Origin of the sequence: Tardiphaga sp. OK245 (genome assembly GCF_900108575.1) — a bacterium.
GTDB lineage: Bacteria > Pseudomonadota > Alphaproteobacteria > Rhizobiales > Xanthobacteraceae > Tardiphaga > Tardiphaga robiniae.
This window is the reverse complement of record NZ_FNWZ01000004.1, coordinates 203355-224689: the sequence shown is the minus strand read 5'-3', so window position 1 is coordinate 224689 and position 21335 is coordinate 203355. Positions and strand designations below refer to the sequence as shown.

Annotated in this window: 18 protein-coding genes; 10 read left to right on the top strand and 8 right to left on the bottom strand. The window is 61.3% G+C overall.

What is annotated here, in order from left to right; genetic code table 11:
- The first annotated feature begins 261 nt into the window (after nucleotides 1-261).
- Complete coding sequence (locus BLW80_RS19635; protein WP_093759291.1) at nucleotides 262-1950, top strand: cache domain-containing protein; 1689 nt, start codon at nucleotides 262-264, stop codon at nucleotides 1948-1950.
- A 178-nt stretch (nucleotides 1951-2128) separates the two neighbouring features.
- A complete protein-coding gene (locus BLW80_RS19630) occupies nucleotides 2129-3814 on the top strand; it encodes a methyl-accepting chemotaxis protein (protein WP_093759290.1) in 1686 nt (561 codons plus the stop codon).
- A gap of 118 nt (nucleotides 3815-3932) precedes the next feature.
- On the opposite strand, the gene BLW80_RS19625 is transcribed toward BLW80_RS19630, so the two are convergent.
- The 3 genes from BLW80_RS19625 to BLW80_RS19615 all read right to left on the bottom strand — a co-directional run bounded on the left by BLW80_RS19625 (nucleotide 3933) and on the right by BLW80_RS19615 (nucleotide 7019).
- Nucleotides 3933-5288, bottom strand: a complete 1356-nt coding sequence (locus tag BLW80_RS19625; protein ID WP_093759289.1) for an esterase-like activity of phytase family protein — start codon at nucleotides 5286-5288, stop codon at nucleotides 3933-3935.
- A 301-nt stretch (nucleotides 5289-5589) separates the two neighbouring features.
- Nucleotides 5590-5880, bottom strand: a complete 291-nt coding sequence (locus BLW80_RS19620) for a GIY-YIG nuclease family protein (RefSeq protein ID WP_093759973.1) — start codon at nucleotides 5878-5880, stop codon at nucleotides 5590-5592.
- 152 nt (nucleotides 5881-6032) lie between these two features.
- A complete protein-coding gene (locus BLW80_RS19615) occupies nucleotides 6033-7019 on the bottom strand; it encodes a Bug family tripartite tricarboxylate transporter substrate binding protein (protein WP_093759288.1) in 987 nt (328 codons plus the stop codon).
- Between the two features lie 402 nt (nucleotides 7020-7421).
- Here BLW80_RS19615 and mbfA point away from each other — a divergent pair, with 402 nt between their 5' ends.
- Together mbfA and BLW80_RS19605 are read left to right on the top strand one after the other, a co-directional pair.
- A complete protein-coding gene (mbfA, locus tag BLW80_RS19610; RefSeq protein ID WP_093759287.1) occupies nucleotides 7422-8393 on the top strand; it encodes an iron exporter MbfA in 972 nt (323 codons plus the stop codon).
- A 153-nt stretch (nucleotides 8394-8546) separates the two neighbouring features.
- Nucleotides 8547-8840 carry an antibiotic biosynthesis monooxygenase gene (locus BLW80_RS19605; protein ID WP_089263582.1) on the top strand — a complete coding sequence of 98 codons (294 nt, stop codon included), beginning with the start codon at nucleotides 8547-8549 and terminating at the stop codon, nucleotides 8838-8840.
- 62 nt (nucleotides 8841-8902) lie between these two features.
- Here BLW80_RS19605 and BLW80_RS19600 read toward each other — a convergent pair whose 3' ends face one another.
- On the bottom strand, nucleotides 8903-9706 hold the full coding sequence (locus BLW80_RS19600) for a sugar phosphate isomerase/epimerase family protein (protein ID WP_093759286.1): 804 nt from the start codon (nucleotides 9704-9706) through the stop codon (nucleotides 8903-8905).
- Nucleotides 9707-9753: 47 nt separating this feature from the next.
- Entirely contained in the window at nucleotides 9754-10668 is a 915-nt protein-coding gene (locus BLW80_RS19595) for a DMT family transporter (RefSeq protein WP_093759971.1), read from the bottom strand.
- A 367-nt stretch (nucleotides 10669-11035) separates the two neighbouring features.
- Here BLW80_RS19595 and BLW80_RS19590 point away from each other — a divergent pair, with 367 nt between their 5' ends.
- The 4 genes from BLW80_RS19590 (at nucleotide 11036) to BLW80_RS19575 (ending at nucleotide 16761) form a co-directional block, all read left to right on the top strand.
- On the top strand, nucleotides 11036-12745 hold the full coding sequence (locus tag BLW80_RS19590) for a methyl-accepting chemotaxis protein (RefSeq protein WP_244528349.1): 1710 nt from the start codon (nucleotides 11036-11038) through the stop codon (nucleotides 12743-12745).
- A gap of 221 nt (nucleotides 12746-12966) precedes the next feature.
- Complete coding sequence (locus tag BLW80_RS19585) at nucleotides 12967-15291, top strand: TonB-dependent siderophore receptor (RefSeq protein WP_093759285.1); 2325 nt, start codon at nucleotides 12967-12969, stop codon at nucleotides 15289-15291.
- Between the two features lie 133 nt (nucleotides 15292-15424).
- A complete protein-coding gene (locus BLW80_RS19580; protein WP_349633116.1) occupies nucleotides 15425-16579 on the top strand; it encodes a PepSY-associated TM helix domain-containing protein in 1155 nt (384 codons plus the stop codon).
- Nucleotides 16576-16761 (top strand): hypothetical protein, encoded by a 186-nt coding sequence (locus BLW80_RS19575; protein ID WP_089261676.1) that lies wholly within the window; start codon nucleotides 16576-16578, stop codon nucleotides 16759-16761. The genes BLW80_RS19580 and BLW80_RS19575 overlap by 4 nt, the downstream gene beginning before the upstream one ends.
- A gap of 105 nt (nucleotides 16762-16866) precedes the next feature.
- On the opposite strand, the gene BLW80_RS19570 is transcribed toward BLW80_RS19575, so the two are convergent.
- The 3 genes from BLW80_RS19570 to BLW80_RS19560 form a co-directional block, all read right to left on the bottom strand.
- The gene (locus BLW80_RS19570) at nucleotides 16867-17169 is read right to left on the bottom strand and encodes a DUF3551 domain-containing protein (RefSeq protein WP_093759283.1); all 303 of its coding nucleotides are present in this window, start codon (nucleotides 17167-17169) and stop codon (nucleotides 16867-16869) included.
- Between the two features lie 118 nt (nucleotides 17170-17287).
- Complete coding sequence (gene ybaK / locus BLW80_RS19565) at nucleotides 17288-17761, bottom strand: Cys-tRNA(Pro) deacylase (protein ID WP_093759282.1); 474 nt, start codon at nucleotides 17759-17761, stop codon at nucleotides 17288-17290.
- A gap of 23 nt (nucleotides 17762-17784) precedes the next feature.
- Nucleotides 17785-18309, bottom strand: a complete 525-nt coding sequence (locus BLW80_RS19560) for a carboxymuconolactone decarboxylase family protein (protein WP_093759281.1) — start codon at nucleotides 18307-18309, stop codon at nucleotides 17785-17787.
- A 202-nt stretch (nucleotides 18310-18511) separates the two neighbouring features.
- On the opposite strand from BLW80_RS19560, the gene BLW80_RS19555 reads away from it, so the two are divergent.
- Entirely contained in the window at nucleotides 18512-19633 is a 1122-nt protein-coding gene (locus tag BLW80_RS19555) for an HPP family protein (RefSeq protein WP_089261668.1), read from the top strand.
- A 111-nt stretch (nucleotides 19634-19744) separates the two neighbouring features.
- Nucleotides 19745-21307, top strand: a complete 1563-nt coding sequence (locus tag BLW80_RS19550; protein ID WP_093759280.1) for a serine hydrolase domain-containing protein — start codon at nucleotides 19745-19747, stop codon at nucleotides 21305-21307.
- Nucleotides 21308-21335: the final 28 nt, after the last annotated feature.

Below are 21335 nucleotides of genomic sequence, written 5' to 3'. Positions count from 1 at the left end.
GCGCTCGGGGAGCTACCAGGCTGGACTTGCCTGAACTATTGAGCTTCGGCCGCTGCGTCGTATCGCTGCACCACCAAATTAAAATCTGCACAATGATAGTTCATAGTGGTGCGCAGCTACCTGTCGCGCGACTTTTGGTGCATTCGAGGTAACCTATAACCGCGGTTGCAAAAACGGAACTACACACCACTTCACGAACTCGAAACTACACCCTGCGATGGTGACTCGCTTATTTCAGCGCGCCTTACAGGGATACTTCCCATGAATCGTTTGAAAATTTCGATCGGCCTTCGCCTGTACAGCATCATTGGCTTGAGCTTTCTTGGCCTCGCCGGGCTGGCCTGGATGCAGCTGAACACCCTCGGCGACTCCCTCAAACAGCAGCGTCAGAGCGAATTGACCCATCTTACGGAGCTGGCGCTCGGCATTGCGCAGGAAGAATACGCGACGATTCAGCGTAGCGGCGTGTCGGACGAGGCCGCGCGCAAGACCGCAGCGGCGCGTATCGGTAAACTGCGCTACGGCAATGGCGATTACTTCTGGATCAACGACCTGCAGCCGCGCATGGTGATGCATCCGATCAAGCCCGAGATGAACGGCAGCGATCTCTCCGGCAACAAGGACCCGAACGGCAAGCGGCTGTTTGTCGAGTTCGCCGATGTCGTGAAGAAGCAGAAGGCCGGCTTCGTCGATTATCTTTGGCCGAAACCCGGCAAGGACGCACCGCAGCCGAAGCTGTCTTATGTCGTTGGTTTCGAGCCTTGGGGCTGGGTGATCGGCACCGGCGTCTATATCGACGACCTACAGGTACAGCTCTGGGAGAGTGCGCGCACCGTGATGATCGCGGCACTCGCGGTCATTGTCATTCTCGGCGCGCTTGCCTGGATGATTGGCCGCAGCATCACCATCCCGCTTCGCCGGCTCGGCGCGCGCATGCGCGGTCTCGCCGATGGCGCGCTGGATGAAGCGATCCCCGACGTCGATCGGGGCGACGAGATCGGCGCCATGGCCGCAACGGTTCAGGTGTTCAAGGACAACGCGGTGCGTATCCGCGGGCTCGACAAGATCGAGGTGGAATCGCAGGCCCGTGTTGCTGCCGAACGCCGTGCGGCTATGGAAAGCCTCGCCGATGATTTCGAGCGCAGCGTCAACGGCATCGTGCGTTCCGTCTCCACCGCCGCGGCTGGTATGCAGAGCACCGCGCAGTCGATGACGGCGACAGCCAGCGACGCGAGCTCGCGCGCATCGACGGTCGGAGCGGCATCGGCGCGCTCATCTGACAATGTCAGCACGGTTGCCGCCGCGGCTGAAGAACTATCGGCATCGGTCAGCGAAGTGCTGCGTCAGGTCGCAGCCTCGAGCGATATCGCCAGCAAGGCCGTGGGCGATGCGGAGCGCACCAATGCGACGGTGCAGCAGCTCTCCAGCGGCGCCGAGAAGATTGGCGAGGTCGTGCAGCTGATCCACAACATCGCCTCGCAGACCAATCTGCTTGCGCTGAACGCAACCATCGAAGCGGCACGCGCCGGTGAATCCGGCCGTGGCTTTGCGGTCGTCGCGTCGGAAGTGAAGGCACTGGCGAGCCAGACGGCCAAGGCGACCGAGGAAATCTCGGCGCAGGTTGCGGCGATGCAGGCGTCGACACAGGAGGCTGTCAACTCGATCAACGCCATCACCGGTACGATCGCGCAGATGAGCCAGATCACCACGACGATCTCGTCGGCAGTGGAAGAGCAGGGCTCGGCCACACAGGAGATCGCGCGCAACATCCAGTCGGTTGCCGCAGGCTCGAGCGAGGTCAGCGCTCATATCGGCGGCGTCAGCGCAGCGGCGGAAGCAACGGGGCAGGCGGCAGGCATGGTGCTGTCGAATGCGAAGGAGCTGGACGGCCAGTCCAGCATCCTGCGCAAGGCGGTGGATGAATTCCTCGCGAAGGTTCGCGCAGCGTAGAGCCTTTCCTCTTCTCTCGCGGAGAGCGAGATCTTGTAGCGCTGCAATCGTTGCTCGTCATCAAGTATCACAAGCTCGATGATTTGCGGGTTTGGTTTGTAAAGAACAAAAAAAGGTCTGTTCGGTATTCTCTCCTCAATTGGTATTTGCACCCGCGACCTTTTTTGGAGAACTCATTGTGAAGATAAGTAATCTGACGATCACGCCCAAGCTCGGTATTCTGGTGGGTGTCATGTTGCTCGGGCTGTGCGCGTCAGGCGTTCTCGCGGGATATTTCGTTCAGCGCGAAATGATGACTTCAAGGATCGAGGAGCTTCGTCACTTCGTCGATGCCGCGCGCAGCGTGGCGATCGGACTGCAGAAACAAGTCGACGCCGGCCAGCTCACCAAGGAAGCCGCGATGGCTGAATTCGGTCGTCGTGCAAATACGATGACCTACGACAACGGCGCCGGCTATCTGTTCGGCTCCATGATGGATGGTGTCACGGTGTTGTCGCCGGATGCCAAGCAGATCGGTCAGAACCGTCTCGATGTGGTGACCAATGGCAAGGCGATCGGTCGCGAGTGGCGCGACAGTGTTGCTGCCAAGGGCGAGCACACGATGTTCTACGACTACGTCAAACCTGGCCAGACGGAGCCGCTGCGTAAGGTTGCTTATGCCGCTGCGATCCCGGGATGGAACATGTATGTGGGCGCCGGAGCCTATCTGGAAGACCTCGACGCCAGGTTGAAGCCGATCGTCTGGGCGCTCGGTTTGGCGATCCTTGCTATCGGTGCGGTCGCGGGCGGCATCGCCTGGATGATCGGTCGCAGCATCAGCCGCCCGCTCGGTCAGCTCGGTGCGCGGATGCGCACGCTGGCCGATGGCGCGCTCGAAGACGACATTCCCGGGACCGGGCGCGGCGATGAGATCGGTGCGATGGCATCGACCGTTCAGGTCTTCAAGGACAACGCGGTCCGGATTCGCGGGCTCGACAAGATCGAAGCCGAGACGCAGGCGCGCGCGTCTGCCGAGCGTCGTTCGACCATGGAGAGCATCGCCGATGATTTCGAACGCAGCGTCAACGGGATTGTTCGCTCGGTATCGACGGCAGCGGCAGGGATGCAGACCACCGCGCAATCCATGACGGCGACCGCCAGCGATGCCAGTTCGCGTGCATCGACGGTCGGCGCCGCGTCGGAGCGGTCGTCTGACAATGTCAGCACGGTTGCAGCCGCCGCCGAGGAATTGTCGGCTTCGGTCAGCGAAGTCCTGCGGCAGGTCTCGCAGTCGAGCCAAATTGCCAGCAAGGCAGTCGGCGACGCGGAGCGCACCAATGCGACCGTTCAGCTGCTGTCCAGCGGCGCGGAGAAGATCGGCGAAGTGGTTCAGTTGATCCACAGCATCGCCTCCCAGACCAACCTGCTCGCGCTGAATGCGACCATCGAAGCGGCGCGCGCCGGCGAGTCCGGCCGCGGCTTTGCGGTCGTCGCCTCTGAAGTGAAGGCGTTGGCGAGCCAGACCGCCAAGGCCACCGAAGAGATCTCCGCCCAGGTTGCCGCGATGCAGGCGTCCACCAGCGAAGCCGTGCTGTCGATCAGCGCCATTACCGGCACGATCGCGCAGATGAGCGAGATCACCACCAGCATCTCCACGGCCGTCCAGGAGCAGGGCGAGGCCACGCGGGAAATCGCGCGCAACATTCAGTCGGTCGCGGCGGGCTCCAGTGAAATCAGCGAACATATCGGCGGCGTCAGCAGCGCAGCAGAAGCGACCGGGACGGCGGCCTCGCAGGTGTTGTCGAATGCCAGGGAGCTCGACACCCAGTCCGGCATGTTGCGAACGGCGGTGGACGAGTTCCTGACCAAGGTGCGTGCGGCGTAGAGGCTCTTCTTCCCCTCTCTCCCCTTGTGGGAGAGGAAAGTAGATCACGCTCTAACGCAAAAAGCCCTCCCTTGCGGGAGGGCTTTCGTCGTTTCAGGCGGGGGCCTGCTCGCGTTGCTTACTTCGCCTTCAGAAAGTCGGCGACTTCGAGCAGCACGAACTCGTTGTCATCGGCCTTGTTCGGCTCGCGGCTCGACGAGAACGGCAGGTTGTTGTCGTTGCCGACGATGATGTGGGTGGCATCAACCTGGTCGACGTTCTCGATGGTGAAGAACGGGAAGGTCAGCACACCATCATTCAGCGGCTTGCGGGCCAGCTTGTTCGGGTCCTGGATTTTCATCAGGTCGATGAAACCAATCTTGCGAACGGGCTTGCCGACATTGGCGTCGTTCAGTTCGATCTTGTAGACCTTCTTGAACTTGGCGAGATCCGGGAAGCAGTCTTCACCGCGCTTGCCGTCGGCGCAGGCCTTGTCCTTGGTGCCTTCGCCGTTGTCACGCTCGATGATCAGGCCGTTGTCGGCGGTGATCATGTTGAAGTCGCCGATGGCATTGCCGTTCTGTTCGAACACATACTGCCAGTAGCGACCGGTGAACTTCTCGTTGGCGACGTCGAATTCCAGGATGCGCGAAGCTTCCTTGCCGTCGACCTTTTCCCAGTCCTTCTTCTCGGCATCCCAGATCGGGCCTTCGAGCAGGCCGTAGAGGAACTTGCCATCCTTGGAGGAGGCGAAGCCTTCATAGCCCTTGGAGCGGCGCAGATTGACGGTGGTGTAGGTGGCGCCCGGCGCACCCGGCGACTGCACCGACCAATGGTCGGGCGAACGCACCGGCTTGCCGTCGGCGACGGTGTCGAACACAGCCAGAACCTTGCCGGTCTTGTCGGCCTTGATGATGTAGGGGCCGAATTCCTCGCCGATCCAGAAATTGTCGCCGACGATCTGGAAGCCTTCGGTGTCGACATCGGCGCCGGTCAGATAGCGCTTGGCGGTGTCTTCATGAACGATGCGGAACGGCACCTTCTTGTCGGGATCGTGCAGGAACACGGTGGCCTGACGCTCGACCTTGCCGTTTTTCCAGTCGATCTTGTGATGATTGAGATAGATCATGTAGTCGGCCGAATTGTAGCGCGAGCCGGCGCCATTGTCGGTCAGCACCCAGAACGAACCGTCGGGCATCACCTTGATGCCGGAATGGCCCTGCAGCGGCTGGCCCTTCATCGGCAGCGAGATGCCGGTGGCGCGCTCATAGGACTTGCCCATCACGGTGCCGAGCGCGTCGACGCGCTTGCCGGTGGTGTATTTGCCCGAGGTCTTCAGGTCGTTCGGCGCATCCGCAGGCGCATCGATGGTCGACGTCGCCGGCAGCACGGCATGGCCGGCGAGCTTGGCGGGGAATTCACCTTCGGTCTGGGCGAAAGCGGCGGATGTGAGCATGACGAGGGAAGCGACGGAGCAGAGGAATGTGCTGCGCATGGTGTGTCTCCTTGTGGTGACCATGCGGCGTGTTCTGAGGCGCGGGCGTTACGCTGCGCTGACAGTTCCGTGACGACTGGGTGACAGCAGGGGAAAGATCTGCGGCATGGCGTCGCCTCGGCTGCGGGTTAGGCTACCGCTGTTGTCATCCTGCTCAGGTCTTTCCGTCGTCCCCGCGCAGGCGGGGACCCATAACCAAGGTCAGTGCATTGACGCTCTGCCGCGAGAGCTTCTTTTGACAGGACGGAGGCTATGGGTCCCCGCCTTCGCGGGGACGACCCGTTGAAAGGTCATGGCCAAGTTACGAGTCATTCGCCAGCAGCGGCGACAGGTCGCTCCATTCGGGATTGTCCGTCTCGATCAGCCGGATCTTCCAGTCACGATTCCACTTCTTGAGCTGCTTTTCACGCGTGATGGCATCGCTGGGTCGGTCGTAGCTCTCGACATAGACCAACCGGAAAATCTTGTACTCCCGAGCGAATTTCGAACCCTTTCCCGTCCGATGCTCCATTATTCGCCGAGCCATATTATTAGTTACGCCGATATACAGCGTACCATGACGACCGCTGGCGAGAATGTATACGTAGTACATGCACGCCAGCCCCTCCACGTCGTCCCCGCAAAGGCGGGGACCCATAACCAAGGTCAGTGCTTCGACACTCTGCCGCGAGAGCTTCTTTTGACAGGACGGAGGCTATGGGTCCCCGCCTTCGCGGGGACGACAGTTGAGAGGCCGATCCCTAGTTACTGCTTCTCGATCCCCGCATCCGTGATCAGCTTCTCCCACACCTTGAGCTGATCCTTCAGGAAGGCGTCGAATTCTTCCGGCGTACCGGAGAAGGCTTCCATGCCGCGGTTGGCGAGGTCTTTCTGGATCTCGGGGCGTTCGACGATCTTGCGGATTTCGGCGTTGAGCTTGACGACAATGTCCTTCGGCATGTTGGCCGGGCCGAGATAGCCCTGCCACGACGTAATGTCGAAGCCCTTCACGCCGGCCTCGTCCATGGTCGGAAGGTCGGGCAGAAGCTTGGAGCGATACTTGGTGGTCACCGCGAGCGACTTCAACGCCTTGGCGTTGACATGCGGCAGGCCGGTCGGAACGTCGACGAACATCATGCTGACACGGCCGGCGATGACATCGGTGAGCGCCGGTGGTGAGCTCTTGTAAGGCACGTGCAGGAGATCGAGCTTGGCGAGGCGGGCAAAGGTCGCGCCCGAGACGATCGCCGACGAACTGCCCGATGCGTAGGAGTACTTGCCCGGCTCTTTCTTGGCGAGCGCGATCAGCTCTTCCACGGAGTTGGCGGGAATCTCAGGATTGATCACCAGCATGAAGGGCAGGTCGCCGGTGCGCGCGATCGGCGTGAAATCCTTGATCGGATCATAGCTCATGGTCTTGAGCAGAAAAGGATTGGCCGAATGCGTCGTGTTGGTCGTGACGAACAGCGTGTAACCGTCGGCGGGGGCGCGGGCGACGAAACTGGCGGCGATCGAGCCATTGGCGCCGGCCTTGTTGTCGATCACGGTGTTGGCGTTCAGTGCGGTGCCGAGTTCCTTGGCGATCAGGCGCGTCGTGGTGTCGGTGCCGCTGCCGGCGGCGAAAGGGAGCACCAGCGTGATCGCCCGGTTAGGATAGTTCGCAGTTTGTGCGATGGCATCCGGCGTCGCCAACAGCAGCGCTCCGATAAAGGATGTGCTCGCCACACCGCGAAGAATTGAAAGTCCGTGCATTCCGCTTTTCTCCCTGAATCGGCTTTGGTAGCCCACATTTGTTGCGGGCAAACTAGCGGAGGTCGGTGACACACGGAAGCGGAAAGGTATGCAGTTCGGGTTAGTGCGCTGTCGATGGTGTAGGCCATGCATCGACGTCTGCAGCACCGGGTCGACCTTATCGCGTTCGTGAGCGACAGCACCTGCAGACGGCCGCTGATCCGCAGCGTCTCCGCGTCGGGGTCGATGCGAATGCCGGGGCGTCTGGAGCACGCGCGGTCGTTTCGTCGCGGTGCTGCTCGTCGCCGCTACTGCTTCCTGACCAGCGACAGGTTCAGCGCCGCGCAGGCGCAAAGCTCTTTGACAAATGCACAGCAGCTCTTATATAAATTAGAATAGTTCTAAACTAAGTAAGGCATTGATATGAAGGCGTTTTCGGACCTCACCGAACGCGAGGTGCTAGCGGTTGCGATCTCCAGCGAGGAAGAGGACAGCCGGATCTATCTCAGCTTCGCCGAGGATCTGGCAGAGCGCTATCCCGATTCCGCGAAAGTCTTCAGCGAGATGGCCGAAGAGGAAAAGGGCCATCGGCATCTGCTGTTGCAGATGTATGAGGAGCGCTTCGGACCGAACCTTCCGCCGATCCGGCGCGAAGACGTCAAGGGCTTCATCCGCCGCCGACCAATCTGGCTCACGCGTAACCTGTCGCTCGAAACCATCCGCAAGGAGGCCGAGAGGATGGAGTTCGAGGCCGAGCGCTTTTATGCCAGGGCCGCCGAGCAGGCGACGGATGTCGGCGTTCGCAAGTTGCTGGGCGATCTGGCCGAGCTGGAAAAAGGACACGAGCATCTCGCGGCCAAATTATCGGATGCCATCCTGACGTCCGACGTTCGTACGGTGGAGGACAACACCCGCCACCGGATGTTCGTCCTGCAATATGTCCAGCCAGGTCTTGCGGGCTTGATGGACGGCTCCGTATCGACGCTGGCGCCGCTGTTTGCGGCCGCGTTTGCAACACATCACAACTGGCAGACATTCCTTGTTGGCCTCGCCGCGTCGATCGGCGCCGGCATCAGCATGGGTTTCGCCGAAGCACTGTCGGACGATGGCTCCATGACCGGACGCGGCTCGCCGTGGCTACGTGGCGGCATCTGTGGGCTGATGACGACGCTGGGCGGTCTCGGCCATACTCTGCCTTATCTCGTGCCGGACAGCTGGCCGAATGCATTCTGGATCGCGACGGCCATCGCGGGTGTTGTCGTTTTTTTCGAACTCTGGGCCATCGCCTATATCAGGGCGCGCTATATGGATACGCCGTTCCTGCAGGCCGTCTTTCAGGTGGTGCTTGGCGGCGTCATCGTTCTGGCGGTGGGAATATTGATCGGAGGCGCATAGTGGGTGGGGAGGCGTCAGATGGCGTCGTTGCGCGGGATGGCGTAGGTTCTATGGGCGGGAAACCCTGCTGCTCGTCCCGCCGATGATGAGTGTGTGCGATGCATGATCGCGGCAGGTGCGATCGCGGGCAGCTTACGGGTAAAGGAGCGTCCCATGTATGCTGCCATTCGTCAGAGCAAGGCAAAGACCGGCATGGCTGAGGAACTGACGCGCAGGATCAAGGAAGGTGCCATTCCGATCATCAGTGATGTCGAAGGTTTCATGGCCTATTATGTGGTCTATGCGTCCGACGATACGGTGACGGCGATCAGCATCTTCAACAATTTCGCGGGCGCCGAGGAGTCGAACCGACGCGGGCTCGCATGGAGCGAACAGAATCTAGCGCCCTTGCTGATTGGACCAGCCACAGCGATAGCCGGGCCGGTTATCGTTCATACACTGGCATAACGCGCGCGGGACAGGTGCTATGCCGGGCAGTGGCATGTGCGTGTAGATGACTCGCTGGATTCTCAATCTCCCAGCAGGCGCTTCGCGCCGGCGATTGCGCGGCGCGCGACTTCTTCGGGGCCGCGCTCCCGGGTCAGCGCATCCATCGGCACTTCGAGCGCGACCGGAATATGCTTCGGCAGGTGCGCGACGATGGCGCGGAGGTCGATGCCGCCGTCGCCAGGTGGCAGCCGTTCAGCGCGCGCGGTGTGCAGCAGTCCTTCCACCGTGCCAGGCTTCTCCGCCGGAGCATCGCAAAAATGGAAAAACGGCAGTAAGTGCGATGGCATGTCGTCGAGTTCGGCGAGGCTGCTGTCGGAGCGGTCAAAATGCAACGTATCGACAAGGATACCCGCATTGGCGCGGCCCGCGGTCTCGACGATGGCGCGTGCCTTGTGCAGGTTCGACACATTGGTCCAGGGAAAGAACTCCATCACCGGCATGATGCCGTATCGCGCCGCAAGATCGGCGATGGCCGCCAGTCGGTCGGCGAGGCGGGACAAGTCGGGATCATAGGGCGCGACGATGACATGGCGGGCTCCGAGCTCCGCGCCGGCGGTGAGCATCGGCTCAAGCGCCGCGACGTCGATCCCGGGCGTGATCTTGACGAGTTCAATATCGAGCACGTGCAGTCCGGTGTCGGCGAGACGCGCCTTGGTTTGCCGCATCATCGCCTTGTCGTTCATCAGCGGGTAGCCGGGGCTTTCCGCGGTCACGGCGATCAGTCTCAGTCCGACACTCCGGTAGCCGCAGCGCGCGGCGAGGTCGATCATCTCTGGCGGCGCCAGCGATAGCACGGTGAGGTGGGCGAGCGAGAAAACGGTCATGAGATGTTTCTACTCCCGAGTCTGGCAGGCCGGACCGGATGTTCGGTCTATCGCCGCGATGCGATCAATACGCCCGACAGTACCAGCACGTAGCCGATGAGGTGAAACAGTTGCGGCTGCTCGCCGAGAAACGCGATGGCCAATACCGAGCCGAACACCGGCATCAGATGCAGAAATGGTGCCGCGCGATTCGGGCCGATCAGTACGATGCCGCGATTGAAAAACAGATAGGCCAGCGCTGATGGAAAGATCATGGCATAGGCGAGCGTCAGCAGCGTCACGGTGTCGAAGATCAGCGGCGAACCCGAATTGAGTTCCCAGATGCTGACCGGCAGGGTCAGGATCGCGCCGCCGGCCGTGGTGAAGGCGATCAGCGACATCGGATGCGTCACCGGTCGCCGCAGCATCAGCGCCGAATAGATGCCGAACACCAGCAGCGCTGCGAACAGCATCGCATCGCCCTTGTTGATCTGAATACTGGCCAGTGCGGTGAGATCGCCGCGCAGGATGATGATCAGCACGCCGGCCATGGAGACCACAATGCCGAGCAGTTGCGCCACCGTCAGCCGCACGCCGAACAGGATCAGCGTCCACAGCGCGACGCAGAGCGGGCCCGATGACTGGATCAGCAGCGCATTCAGGGCCTGCGTGTATTGCAGGCCCCAATAGGCCAGCACCGTATTGGCGGCGAAGCCGGTCAGCGCCAGCATGGTCATGAGAGAAAGCTGCGCGCGGAGGACCGGCCAGTCCGTGCGCAGATGCGCCCAGGCGAAGGGGAGCAACAGGAAGAAGGCCCCAATCCAGCGCACGCAGGCCAGTGTCACTGGCGGGACGTGGCCCGCGACATAGCGGCCGAGCACGATATTCCCGGCCCAGAACAGCGAGGTGAGGCTGAGCAGGAGATAAGGCTGGTTGGCGAACCAGCCGACGATCGTTTGTCGCGGCGGAGCGGAAGGGGTCATCGGCTCGATGGTCAATGCAGCTTTCCATAGGCGGCAGTTCGCCGGGTGGCACAAGTCACGCTGGCGCGCGGGCACCATGCGCGGCAGCGGAGCGCGCATCGGTAGATGCGTCGAATGGACGCCAGGAATGAGCCTCGATTCAGGTATTTAGATGCCGAAAAACACGCAAGATCAGACGATTATACCTTTTCCGCCAGGCGAACATTAACTGCTTTCCAACGGCTAGCCGATAGAACTGAATCATAATGATGGAACTTGTTTCTTGAATTGCGGGTCCGGATACCTCGTCGACGTTGTGCAGTGAGTGTGTCTGGAGCCGTTCGGCTTTGAGCGCACGACCGAGGGGTCGGCGCGACAGGAGATCGCAATGCCATTGTCCGCCTTCCAACCCAAACCCGGCCGTCGCCGGGGTCTCGGTCTTGGCCCGCGCATCATGTTGATGACGGTCTCCGGCATTCTCATCCTCGGCGTCTGCATCACGCTGGTCGCCAAATATGTGCTCGAACAGGGCGCCGCCAAATCCGCGACAGAGCGGGTCGAGACCAATATGCGCGTCGCCTGGAACGTGCTGCGTGAGAGCGGCGACAAGTACAGTATCGCGGATGGCAAGCTGCTGGCGGACGGCAAGCCGCTGAACGGCAATTTCGCAGCGGTCGACAAGATCAAGACGCTGGTCGGCGGCACCGCAACGATCTTCATGAATGATACCCGCATCTCCACCAATGTGATGAAGCCGGATGGCACCCGTGCCATCGGCACGCAGCTGGCGAAAGGGCCGGCCTATGACGCGGTCTTCAATGGCAAGACCGCGTTCCGTGGTGAAGTGGCTATCCTCGGTGAGCCGTATATGACCGTCTATGATCCGATCTTCGACGCCAACCGCAACGTGATCGGCATTCTCTATGTGGGCATCAAGAAGGTCGAGTTTCTCGAAACCGCCAACGACACGCTCTGGACCATTATCTATGCGACGCTCGGCGTGATGCTGCTCGCCATCGTTGTCAGCTATGTTGTGGCGCGCAGCAGCGTGGTGCGTCCGTTGAAGGCAAGCATCGCCACGATGAACAAGCTCGCTAAAGGAGACCTCACCGTCGACATTCCGGCAAGCAAGCGCGCCGACGAGATCGGGGAGATCATGACGGCGCTGAGTGTATTCAAGGAGAACGGCCTCGAAGTCGAGCGCATGAAGGTTGCGCAGATCGCTACGGAAAGCCGTACGGCCGAACAGCGCAAGGCGGATATGATGAAGCTTGCCGCCGATTTCGAGGGCGCCGTCGGGCAGATTGTCGAGACCGTATCGTCTGCTTCGAAAGAGCTGGAAGGTTCAGCCACCACATTGACGGCAACATCGGATCGCTCGCAGGCTTTGGCGATCGCTGTGTCGGCGGCATCGGAAGAAGCCGCGACAAACGTGCAGTCGGTCGCATCCGCCACCGAGGAGATGTCGTCGTCCGTGCACGAGATCAGCCGCCAGGTGCAGGGCGCCGCGCGCATTGCCAGCGAGGCCGTTGCGCAGGCTGACAATACCAACAACCGCGTCAGCGAACTGGCGACGGCCGCGGCACGCATCGGCGATGTCGTCGAGCTGATCAACAATATCGCGGGCCAGACCAATCTGCTGGCGCTCAACGCGACCATCGAGGCCGCGCGCGCCGGTGAGGCCGGTCGCGGCTTTGCGGTGGTTGCCGCGGAAGTGAAGGCGCTGGCCGAGCAGACTGCAAAGGCCACGGGTGAAATCAGTCAGCAGGTCTCGGGCATCCAGAAAGCGACCGAGGATTCGGTCTCGGCCATCAAGGAGATCTCCATGACCATCGGCCAGATGTCGGAGATCGCCTCCGCCATCGCATCGGCCGTTGAAGAGCAGGGCGCCACCACGCAGGAGATTTCGCGCAACGTGCAGCAGGCCGCAGCAGGTACGATGCAGGTGAGTTCGAACATCACCGATGTGCAGCGCGGTGTCGAGGAAGCAGGCTCGGCCTCATCGCAGGTTCTGTCCGCGGCGCAGTCGCTGTCGAGCGAAAGCACGCGACTGAAGCAGGAGGTAGGCAACTTCCTGCGCTCGGTGCGCGCCGCGTAACTATTCACCGGGAAAGGCAAGAATCGCGCGCGACGGCGCCACAACTATTTGCGGGCAGACATGACCGCCGCGCCTGGACTGCATCTTGCTGAGAAAAATACCCGCTGAATTTAGAACCATTAAAATCTGCGGCAGTGATGTCACACTGCCGCAGAATGCTTGTTGTTTGGAACGCTTCTATTGGCGGTGACGCGGCCGTCCCTCTAACCCCGATCCATCATATGAGGTCATCCATCATCGAATATGTCGATGCGGATGAGATTTTGGGGATCACCTTGAACAGTACCATTCGTTTGTCGCGTCTCGCGCTTCTGTCGTCGGTCTGTGCGCTCAGCGTCGTCACGCTCGATACGTCGCTGGCGCAGTCCAGTTCCACGCAGACCGGTGCGCAGCCTTTGCCGCCCGTGGTCGTCAACCAGCCGCAGCAGCGTCGCCGCGCGGCCGCCGCGCCGAGCCGCACGCCGCGCGCCCGCACCGCCGTTGCGCCGCGTCCGGTGGCTCAGCCGCCGCGCAGCAACGTATTCGTGGAGAGCCCGCGCGGTCCGATCCAGGGTTATGTCGCCAATCGCAGCTCGACGGGCACCAAGACCAACACGCCGATCAACGAAACGCCGCAGTCGATCTCTGTGATCGGTGCCGAGCAGATCCGCGATCAGAAGCCACGTAGCTTTGATGACGCCTTGCGCTATGCGCCGGGCGTGTTGGCCGGCACCTTCGGTTCCGACTTCCGCAACGACTGGTTCCTCATCCGTGGCTTCAAGTCCGACGACAACAGCGTGTTCCTCGACGGTCTCCAGCTTTTCTACACCTCCTATGCAAGCTGGAAGCTGCAGCCCTCCAACATGGAGCGCGTGGAAATCCTGCGCGGCCCGTCGGCGATCCTGTATGGCGGCTCCAGCCCGAGCGGTATTGTTAATGTCGTCAGCAAGATGCCGCAGGCCGAGCCGATCCGTTACATCGAGACGGGCGTCGACAATTTCGGAAATGCCTATATTGGCTTTGACATCAATACGCCGATCAAGCTCGCACCGGGCAATGGCGAACTTTATACTCGCTTCGTCGGTCAGGTGCAGAACGGTGGCACGCAAACCGACTTCACGCCGAACAACAACTACTTCATCGCACCATCGGTAACCTGGAAGCCGGATGTCGACACCACGCTGACGATCCTCGCGTCGGCCTCCTACAACGAGACCCGCGCCGCCCAGTTCCTGCCCTATGTGGGCACGGTCACCAGTGCGCCGTTCGGCCGTATTCCGACCAGCTTCTTCGGCGGCGAACCGAACTTCGACAAATTCAAGCGCGAGCAGGAAATGCTCGGCTACCAGTTTGAGCGCAAGCTGTCGGACAGCGTGACCTTCCGTCAGAATGCGCGCTTCGCGCATGTCGACGTGAACTACACGGGTGTCACCGGCAGCGGTTACGCCAACCAGACGACAGGCGATCTCGCGCGCTTTCCCTTCGGCACGCGCGGTATCGCCAATCAGGCGCAGATGGACAGCCAGGTCGAGTACCGATTCAACACCGGCATCCTCAGCCACACCACATTGTTCGGTCTTGACCTGAAATACTACTCGATCAGCGACACCCAGGCTTTCGCTGGAGGTGTGCCGCCGATCAACGTCCTCAACCCTGTCTACACTGGTGCTGCGCCGTTGACGGCTGCTCCTTATCGCGACAGCCAGCTCACCCAGCAGCAGCTCGGCGTCTATTTGCAGGACCAGATCAAGCTCGACCGCTTCACCCTCGTGTTGTCCGGCCGCAACGACTGGGTCGATACCAGCGATATCAGCCGCATTGCCGGCACCCCTTCGCTGAGCCGCGATACCGGCAAGTTCAGCGGTCGCGCCGGCCTGATCTACAACTTCGACAACGGCCTCGCGCCCTATATCTCCTATGCAACCAGCTTTAACCCGGTTATTGGCGTGAACGGCTCCGGTCAGTTGCTGCTGCCCGAAACCGGTCAGCAAACCGAGGTCGGCGTCAAGTTCCAACCGGTGGGTTTCGACGGCCACTTCGGCTTCGCCTATTTCGACCTGAAGCGGCAGAACGCGCTTACTACCGATCCCACCAGCGTGCTGATCCCGACCCAGAGCGGCGAAGTGACGTCGCGTGGTATTGAACTCGAGGCCGTGGCCAATCTAGCGCCCGGCTTCAAGGTGCTCGGGTCGTTCACCTCCTACCACCTGTTCGTCAGCAAGGACTTCGATCCGACGCTGATTGGCAAGACGCCGACGAATACGCCACAGCAGGTGGCATCCGGCTGGGCCGACTACACCTTCCAGGAAGGCATCCTGCGTGGCTTCGGCTTCGGCGGTGGCGTGCGCTATGTTGGTTCGTCCTACGCCGATCAGGCGAATACGTTGGGAGTGCCGTCGCGAGTCCTCGGTGATCTCGCGGTGCATTATGATTGGCAGAATTGGCGGTTTGCAGTGAACGCCAACAACGTCACCGACGAAATCTACGTCGCCAACTGTTCGACTGCGACAGCCTGTTTCTACGGCGATCGCCGCCGCGTGACCGGCAGCATCGGCTACAAGTGGTAACGGTACGGGCGAGCGAGCCGGCACGACAATAGGTCGCTGTACGTCACGCTCGCCGCACGGTCGCCACGTCAAAATGATCTGCTCATGTCGTCTCCGGCTCGCCGGGGACGACATTTTCAGTAGTTGAAGAAGGATCGATCCCCTGAAAGCGCGTACGGCCCGCATCTGGTCGCTGATCCACAAATGGACCAGCCTTGTCTCGACCGTCTTTCTGCTGCTGCTGTGCCTCACGGGCCTGCCGTTGATCTTTCATCATGAGATCGACGAGGCGCTTGGCTATGCGCCGAAGATGGATGTGCATGTGCCGGGCGCGGCGAAGCTCAGTCTCGATGCCATCGGCCGCGCCGCGATCGCGGATCATCCCGGCAGTGTGTTGCTCTATGTGGCGTGGGACAAGGACGAGCCCGGCATGGTCTCGACCTTCACCAACACGTCGGTGACCTCCGATCCGCAGACCACGGTGGTGAAGGCACTCGATGCCTATACGGCGAAGCCGGTGGGTCTCCTCGGCACCGGCCCGATGCTGGTGATGCTGCGGCTGCATACCGACATGTATCTCGGGCTTCCCGGCAAATGGTTCATGGGTGTCATGGGCTTCCTCTTCATGATCGCCATTGTTTCCGGCGTGGTGCTGTACTGGCCGTTCACGCGCCGTCTGAATTTCGCGGCGATCCGCAAACAGAAATCGCGCAGGATCTTGTGGCTCGACTGGCACAATCTGCTTGGCGTGGTCACCATCGTGTGGGCGCTGGTGGTCGGCGGCACCGGTGTCATCAACGCCTATGCCGAAGTCATGCTCGGCATCTGGCAGCGTAATGAATTGGCTGCCATGGCCGCACCCTATGCCGGCAAGCCCACGCCGACGCAGCTCGCGTCGCTGGACAAGGTCGTCGGCAATGCCATGAAGACGACGCCCGGCATGGATCCGGCCTTCATCGCATTTCCTGGCACGCCGTTCACGTCAACGCATCACTTCGCCGTTTTTCTGCGCGGCGACACGCCTTTGACATCGCGGTTGGTGAAACCCGTGCTGCTTGATGGCGAGACCGGCGAGGTGTCCGACACCAGCGAGCTGCCAACCTATCTGAAAGCCGTGCTCGTCTCGCAGCCGCTGCATTTCGGCGACTATGGCGGCATGCCGCTGAAGATTATCTGGGCGCTGCTCACAGTCTTCACGATCATCGTGCTCGGCAGCGGGCTGTATCTGTGGGCAGTGAAGCGCAGCAAGGTCAGGCGCGGGGCGCGGCTGTCTGCCGGCGCGACGGCAGCATTCGGACGATCGTCATGAGCGAGGTGCAGGAGCGCAGGGCGAGCTGGTGGCGCGTGTTCGGCGCGCCGATCGTCATTGGCGTCTTATCGCTGGCAGGCTTGTTGTCGGCGCTGCTCGCGGGCGATCCCGGCCGCTATTTTGCGTGGTTCGGCGTTGGGCTGCCGATCGCGATCGTGATGTGGGCGTATTGCCGAAAGTGACAAGGGAGACGTGGCGGATCAGCGAAGCGCAATCCGCCACGTCTCCGACATCGTAACGCCTGCGACGGATTACGCCTTCGGCTAATCCGTCATTGGCCTATGAGGCTACCAGCGCCGATCCCAGTTATTGTTCCAGCCGTTGTTCCATCCATTGTCCCAGTCGTTGGGCTGACCGCGCATTGCGCGGCTCTGGCCGCGGCGCTGGTCGCCATAGGCCAGCATCGGGTTCTGCATGCAGTCGCCGCGCTGGCCGCTCACGGTGGCCATGCACTGGTTATAGGAGGTGAACGTACAGCTCGGATTGAAGCCGGTGGCCGAGGTGCGCGAGCACCATGGATATTCGCGGGCCATGGAGGGCGTGGCGCCCATCACGACCAGAAGTGCAGCTGCTGCCAGGATTGAGCGCATGTCGATTCTCCCTTGAGGTCTGAAATCGATAATGCGCAGCCTACATTGCTGTTCCCGCCTGCGACAGTGGATCGTGATCACACCGGCATACCCGCGCTTCAAACAGCGGTGATGCGCATCAGTCCGTCAGTGTGGCCGCCATCGCATCCAGTGCTGCCCGTGCGGCCTCCGGCGCAATCTCGATCTGCAGCCCGCGCTGGCCGCCATTGAGATAGATCGTATTTTCCGACAATGCCGCCTGCTCCATGGCGACCGGCACGCGCTTCTTCTGTCCGAACGGGCTGATACCGCCGACGTGATAGCCGGTCATCCGTTCGGCGTCGGCCGGGCGCATCATCTTCGCGCTCTTGCCGTGAAACGCTCCGGCGAGCTTCTTCATGCTGACCTCCTTGTCGGAGGGCACGACGACGCAGACCGGCTTGCCATCCACCTCTGCCATCAGCGTCTTCAACATGCGTTGTGGCGCAATGCCGAGTGCCTCCGCTGCCTGCAGGCCGATGCTCTCCGCATTCGGATCATACTCGTAGGTATGCAGGGTGAACGCGGCGCCGAGCTTGCTCAGCGTCTGTGTGGCGCGGGTGGTTTTCGACATGGAGTGCTCAAGCAGTGGTGAATTCAGACGACCTCGGACACGGGCTGCATGTCGATAGCAAAACTTTCGAGGAATTTCGAGGTCATGATGTAGAAGCCGACTGACAACTGCAATTCCACCAGCGCGCCGGGTGTCAGCTTGGCTGCGATCGCCTTGAAGGTCGCGTCGGTGGGGCGATGCAGTTTGACGATCTCATCGGTGAACGCCAGCGCCGCGCGCTGCGTGTCATCGAAACATGTCGCCGCCTGCCAGTCGTCCAACGCGGCGTTCTGTTCGTTTGACACACCGACATAGCCGCCGATGCGCTTGTGTGCCGCGACTTCATACGGCGCCTCGCAGAGAATGCCGGTGCGGGTGATCGCCAGTTCGCGGATGATGGGATCGAGCTCGCCCTTGTTGCGGATGGCGCCGCCGAGCCGGCAATATTGTTCGAGATAGCTCGGCGAATGCGCCATCATGCGGAAGATGTTGGCATTGCGGTTCTTGCCGAGGATCTCGTGGGTGCGTTCGCTGGCTGTGGCGGGGTCGCTGTAGTCGATGCGGGCCATGGGTCCTCCCTTGAGATCGCCGTCGCGCCCTCCTGATGGGGGCGTTCGGGCGAATGGCCGTGCCGTTGTAGCCGAGCAGGGATAGCTCTGCCAGATCGCGATGGTCAGGCCGGCGTGTCGTATTCAACATTGCAGGCGCTTGCGCATAGTGGTCAAAGGGGGGCCCGTCATTCTGGCGGGGCCATGCGCCGGTCTCGATTCAATGACAAAAAGAGAAGACCCAAGGAACGTTTCGAGCGACGTTGCACCTCGCAAGACAGGTATTCGACTGTTCGTCCCCATCCTGGCGGGGGCACGGCTTGGCGAGCGCATGATTGCTTGCCTGGGCGCACTGCTGGGCATCGTGCTCACGGGATTGATCTGCCGATCTGTGCTGGGCGACAGCTCCAGCCTGCCGCTGATCGTGGCGCCGCTTGGCGCATCTGCTGTGCTCTTGTTTGCGGTTCCCACGAGTCCGCTGGCCCAGCCATGGGCGATCATCGGCGGTAACACCATCTCGGCTCTGATCGGTGTCGCTGTCGCGCATCTCATTCCTGATCAGATTCTGGCGATCGGCTTCGGCGTATCGCTCGCCATCGCGGCGATGTCCTTTGCGCGCTGCCTGCATCCGCCCGGTGGCGCGACGGCCCTTACGGCCATCATCGGCGGGCCAATCGTTACGTCATCTGGTTATCTGTTTCCATTCGTGCCTGTCGGCCTGAACTCGGTGCTTCTGGTCGGGCTGGGCTATCTGTTCCACAAGATCTCGCGGCGGACCTATCCTCACAGGGCGCCGGTGCCATCAGCAAATCCGCATCAGACATCGGATATCAGCCCGGAGCTCCGGGTCGGCTTTCGTGCCGAGGATATCGACAAGGCGCTGGAAGCGCTCAGCGAGACTTTCGATATCAGCCCCGACGATCTCGAAACGCTGCTGCGGCAGGTCGAGCTGCAAGCCATGTTGCGCTCGCACGGCACGATCCTGTGCGGAGACATCATGTCGCGCGATGTCGTCACGGTCGGATTGCGGGATAGTGCCGAGCTGGCCCGCTCGCGGCTGCTCCTGCACAATGTCCGCACGCTTCCCGTCCTGGGCAAGCAGGGACAGCTCGTCGGAACGGTCGGCCTCCGTGAGCTGATGAAAGAATCGGGCGATGTCGGAAAATCCATGTCGCCCGCAGCGACGGCGACGATGCAGACGCCCGCGGTGACCTTGCTGCCGACGCTGACCGATGGACGAACACACGCCGTCATCATCGTCGATCAGGACCGCATGATTCAGGGGCTGATCACCCAGACCGATTTGCTCAGCGCCGTCGCGAAGCTTGTTCCTGTTGCCGTGTAGGCGATTGTGCACCTGCAAGTCCGCGGACGGAATGAAGCTGCAATTCGGTTGAACAATCTGTAGCTGGAGATATGGTTCTCGCGCAGCGTTAAAACTCACAGCGAGGCCGTCATGCGATCTTCACGAATTCCCGTTCTGAAGCTTGTGCTCGGCCTGGGCATGTTCGCCGCCGCGTTTTGTAGTGCGGGCGTCATCGCAGAGGAGGGACGGGCCGTCGTGTGGCCGACCCAGGGCTGGCAGACATCGACGCCGGAAGAGCAGGGCGTCGATTCGGCAGCGCTCGCCGCACTGCTGGAACTCGGAAGCCGCAACGATTTCGACAGCCTGCTGATCGTGCGTCATGGCAAGATCGTTCTGGATGCCTATTACGCGCCTTACACTGCCGATCTGCCGCACGTGGTCAATTCCGTCACCAAGGCCGTCATCGGCACGCTGACATCGATGGCGTTGCAGGATGGTCTCCTGAAGGGTACGGACCAGCGGATGCTGGCATTCTTCGGCGAGCGCAGTGCTGCTAACCTTGATGACAACAAGAAGGCGATCACGCTTCAAAGTCTGTTGGACATGACGTCCGGCCTGGCGCGGGACGGCCGGGCCGGTGTCAACCGTTCATTGGAGTCGACGGCCGGCATGGAGCGGAGCCGGGACTGGATCCAGTACATTCTCGATCGTCCGATGGCTGCTTCGCCGGGAGACGGCTTCAATTACGATAGTGGAAATGCACATCTGCTATCGGCCATCCTTGCCAAAGTGACCGGCATGAGTGCGGAGGATTACGCGAAAGCGAAGCTGTTCGGTCCGTTGGGCATCACGGCGTGGAAATGGCGGCGCGATCCGCAGGGCATCTCGACCGGCGGATACGGCCTGGCGCTGCATCCGCGCGACATGGCGAAATTCGGCTATCTGTATCTGCACAACGGGACGTGGGAGGGCAAACCGCTGGTGTCGCCCGCCTGGATCGACGGAGTGAGTCACGCCACGGTGGACATGAAGCTCTCCTTTGCGCCGGAGTTTCGCTATTCGAACTTCTTCTGGGCGCGACCTGACCGCAATGTCTATTGGGCGAGCGGGCTGCACTGTCAGCTTGTGATGGTCTATCCAGTACTGGACCTCGTTGCCGTGACGACCGGCCGAGACAATTGCCCGGTGACCGACATCGTGGAAGCCATCCCAAAGGCTGTCAGGTCCGAGACGGCAATACAGCCGGACCCTGCAGGCACTGAGCGACTCGCAAGCGTTGTTCGCGCCATTTCAACCGAGGCACAGGTGGAAGTTAAGGAAGCACCTCCGATTGCCTCGGCGGTATCAGGCAAGACCTACACCTTTTCGCCCAATCCTCTCGGTGTGAAGTCGCTGTCGCTGACATTCGTGGACTCCCATCCGCACTATGATTTCGAAATCTATAGTCGCGATCCCACGAGAGGGGCTGAGAAAATCAGTGGCCCTCTCGGGCTCGACGGACGGTATCGCAGAGGGACGCCAACGGCATTTGGTATTATTGCCGTGAAAGGGAGGTGGCTCGACGAACATGCGTTCGAAATCGAGCGCAGGACCCTCGGCGAGGACGGTCGCCCGCGGACATGGACGTTGTCATTCGACGGCGACAAGGTCAGTCTTCGCGGTAAGAATTTTGAAGGTGTCGATGTTGCGATCGACGGTAAGTCGGGTGGTTGATCGCCGAAAGGCACGGGAAGTCCTGAGA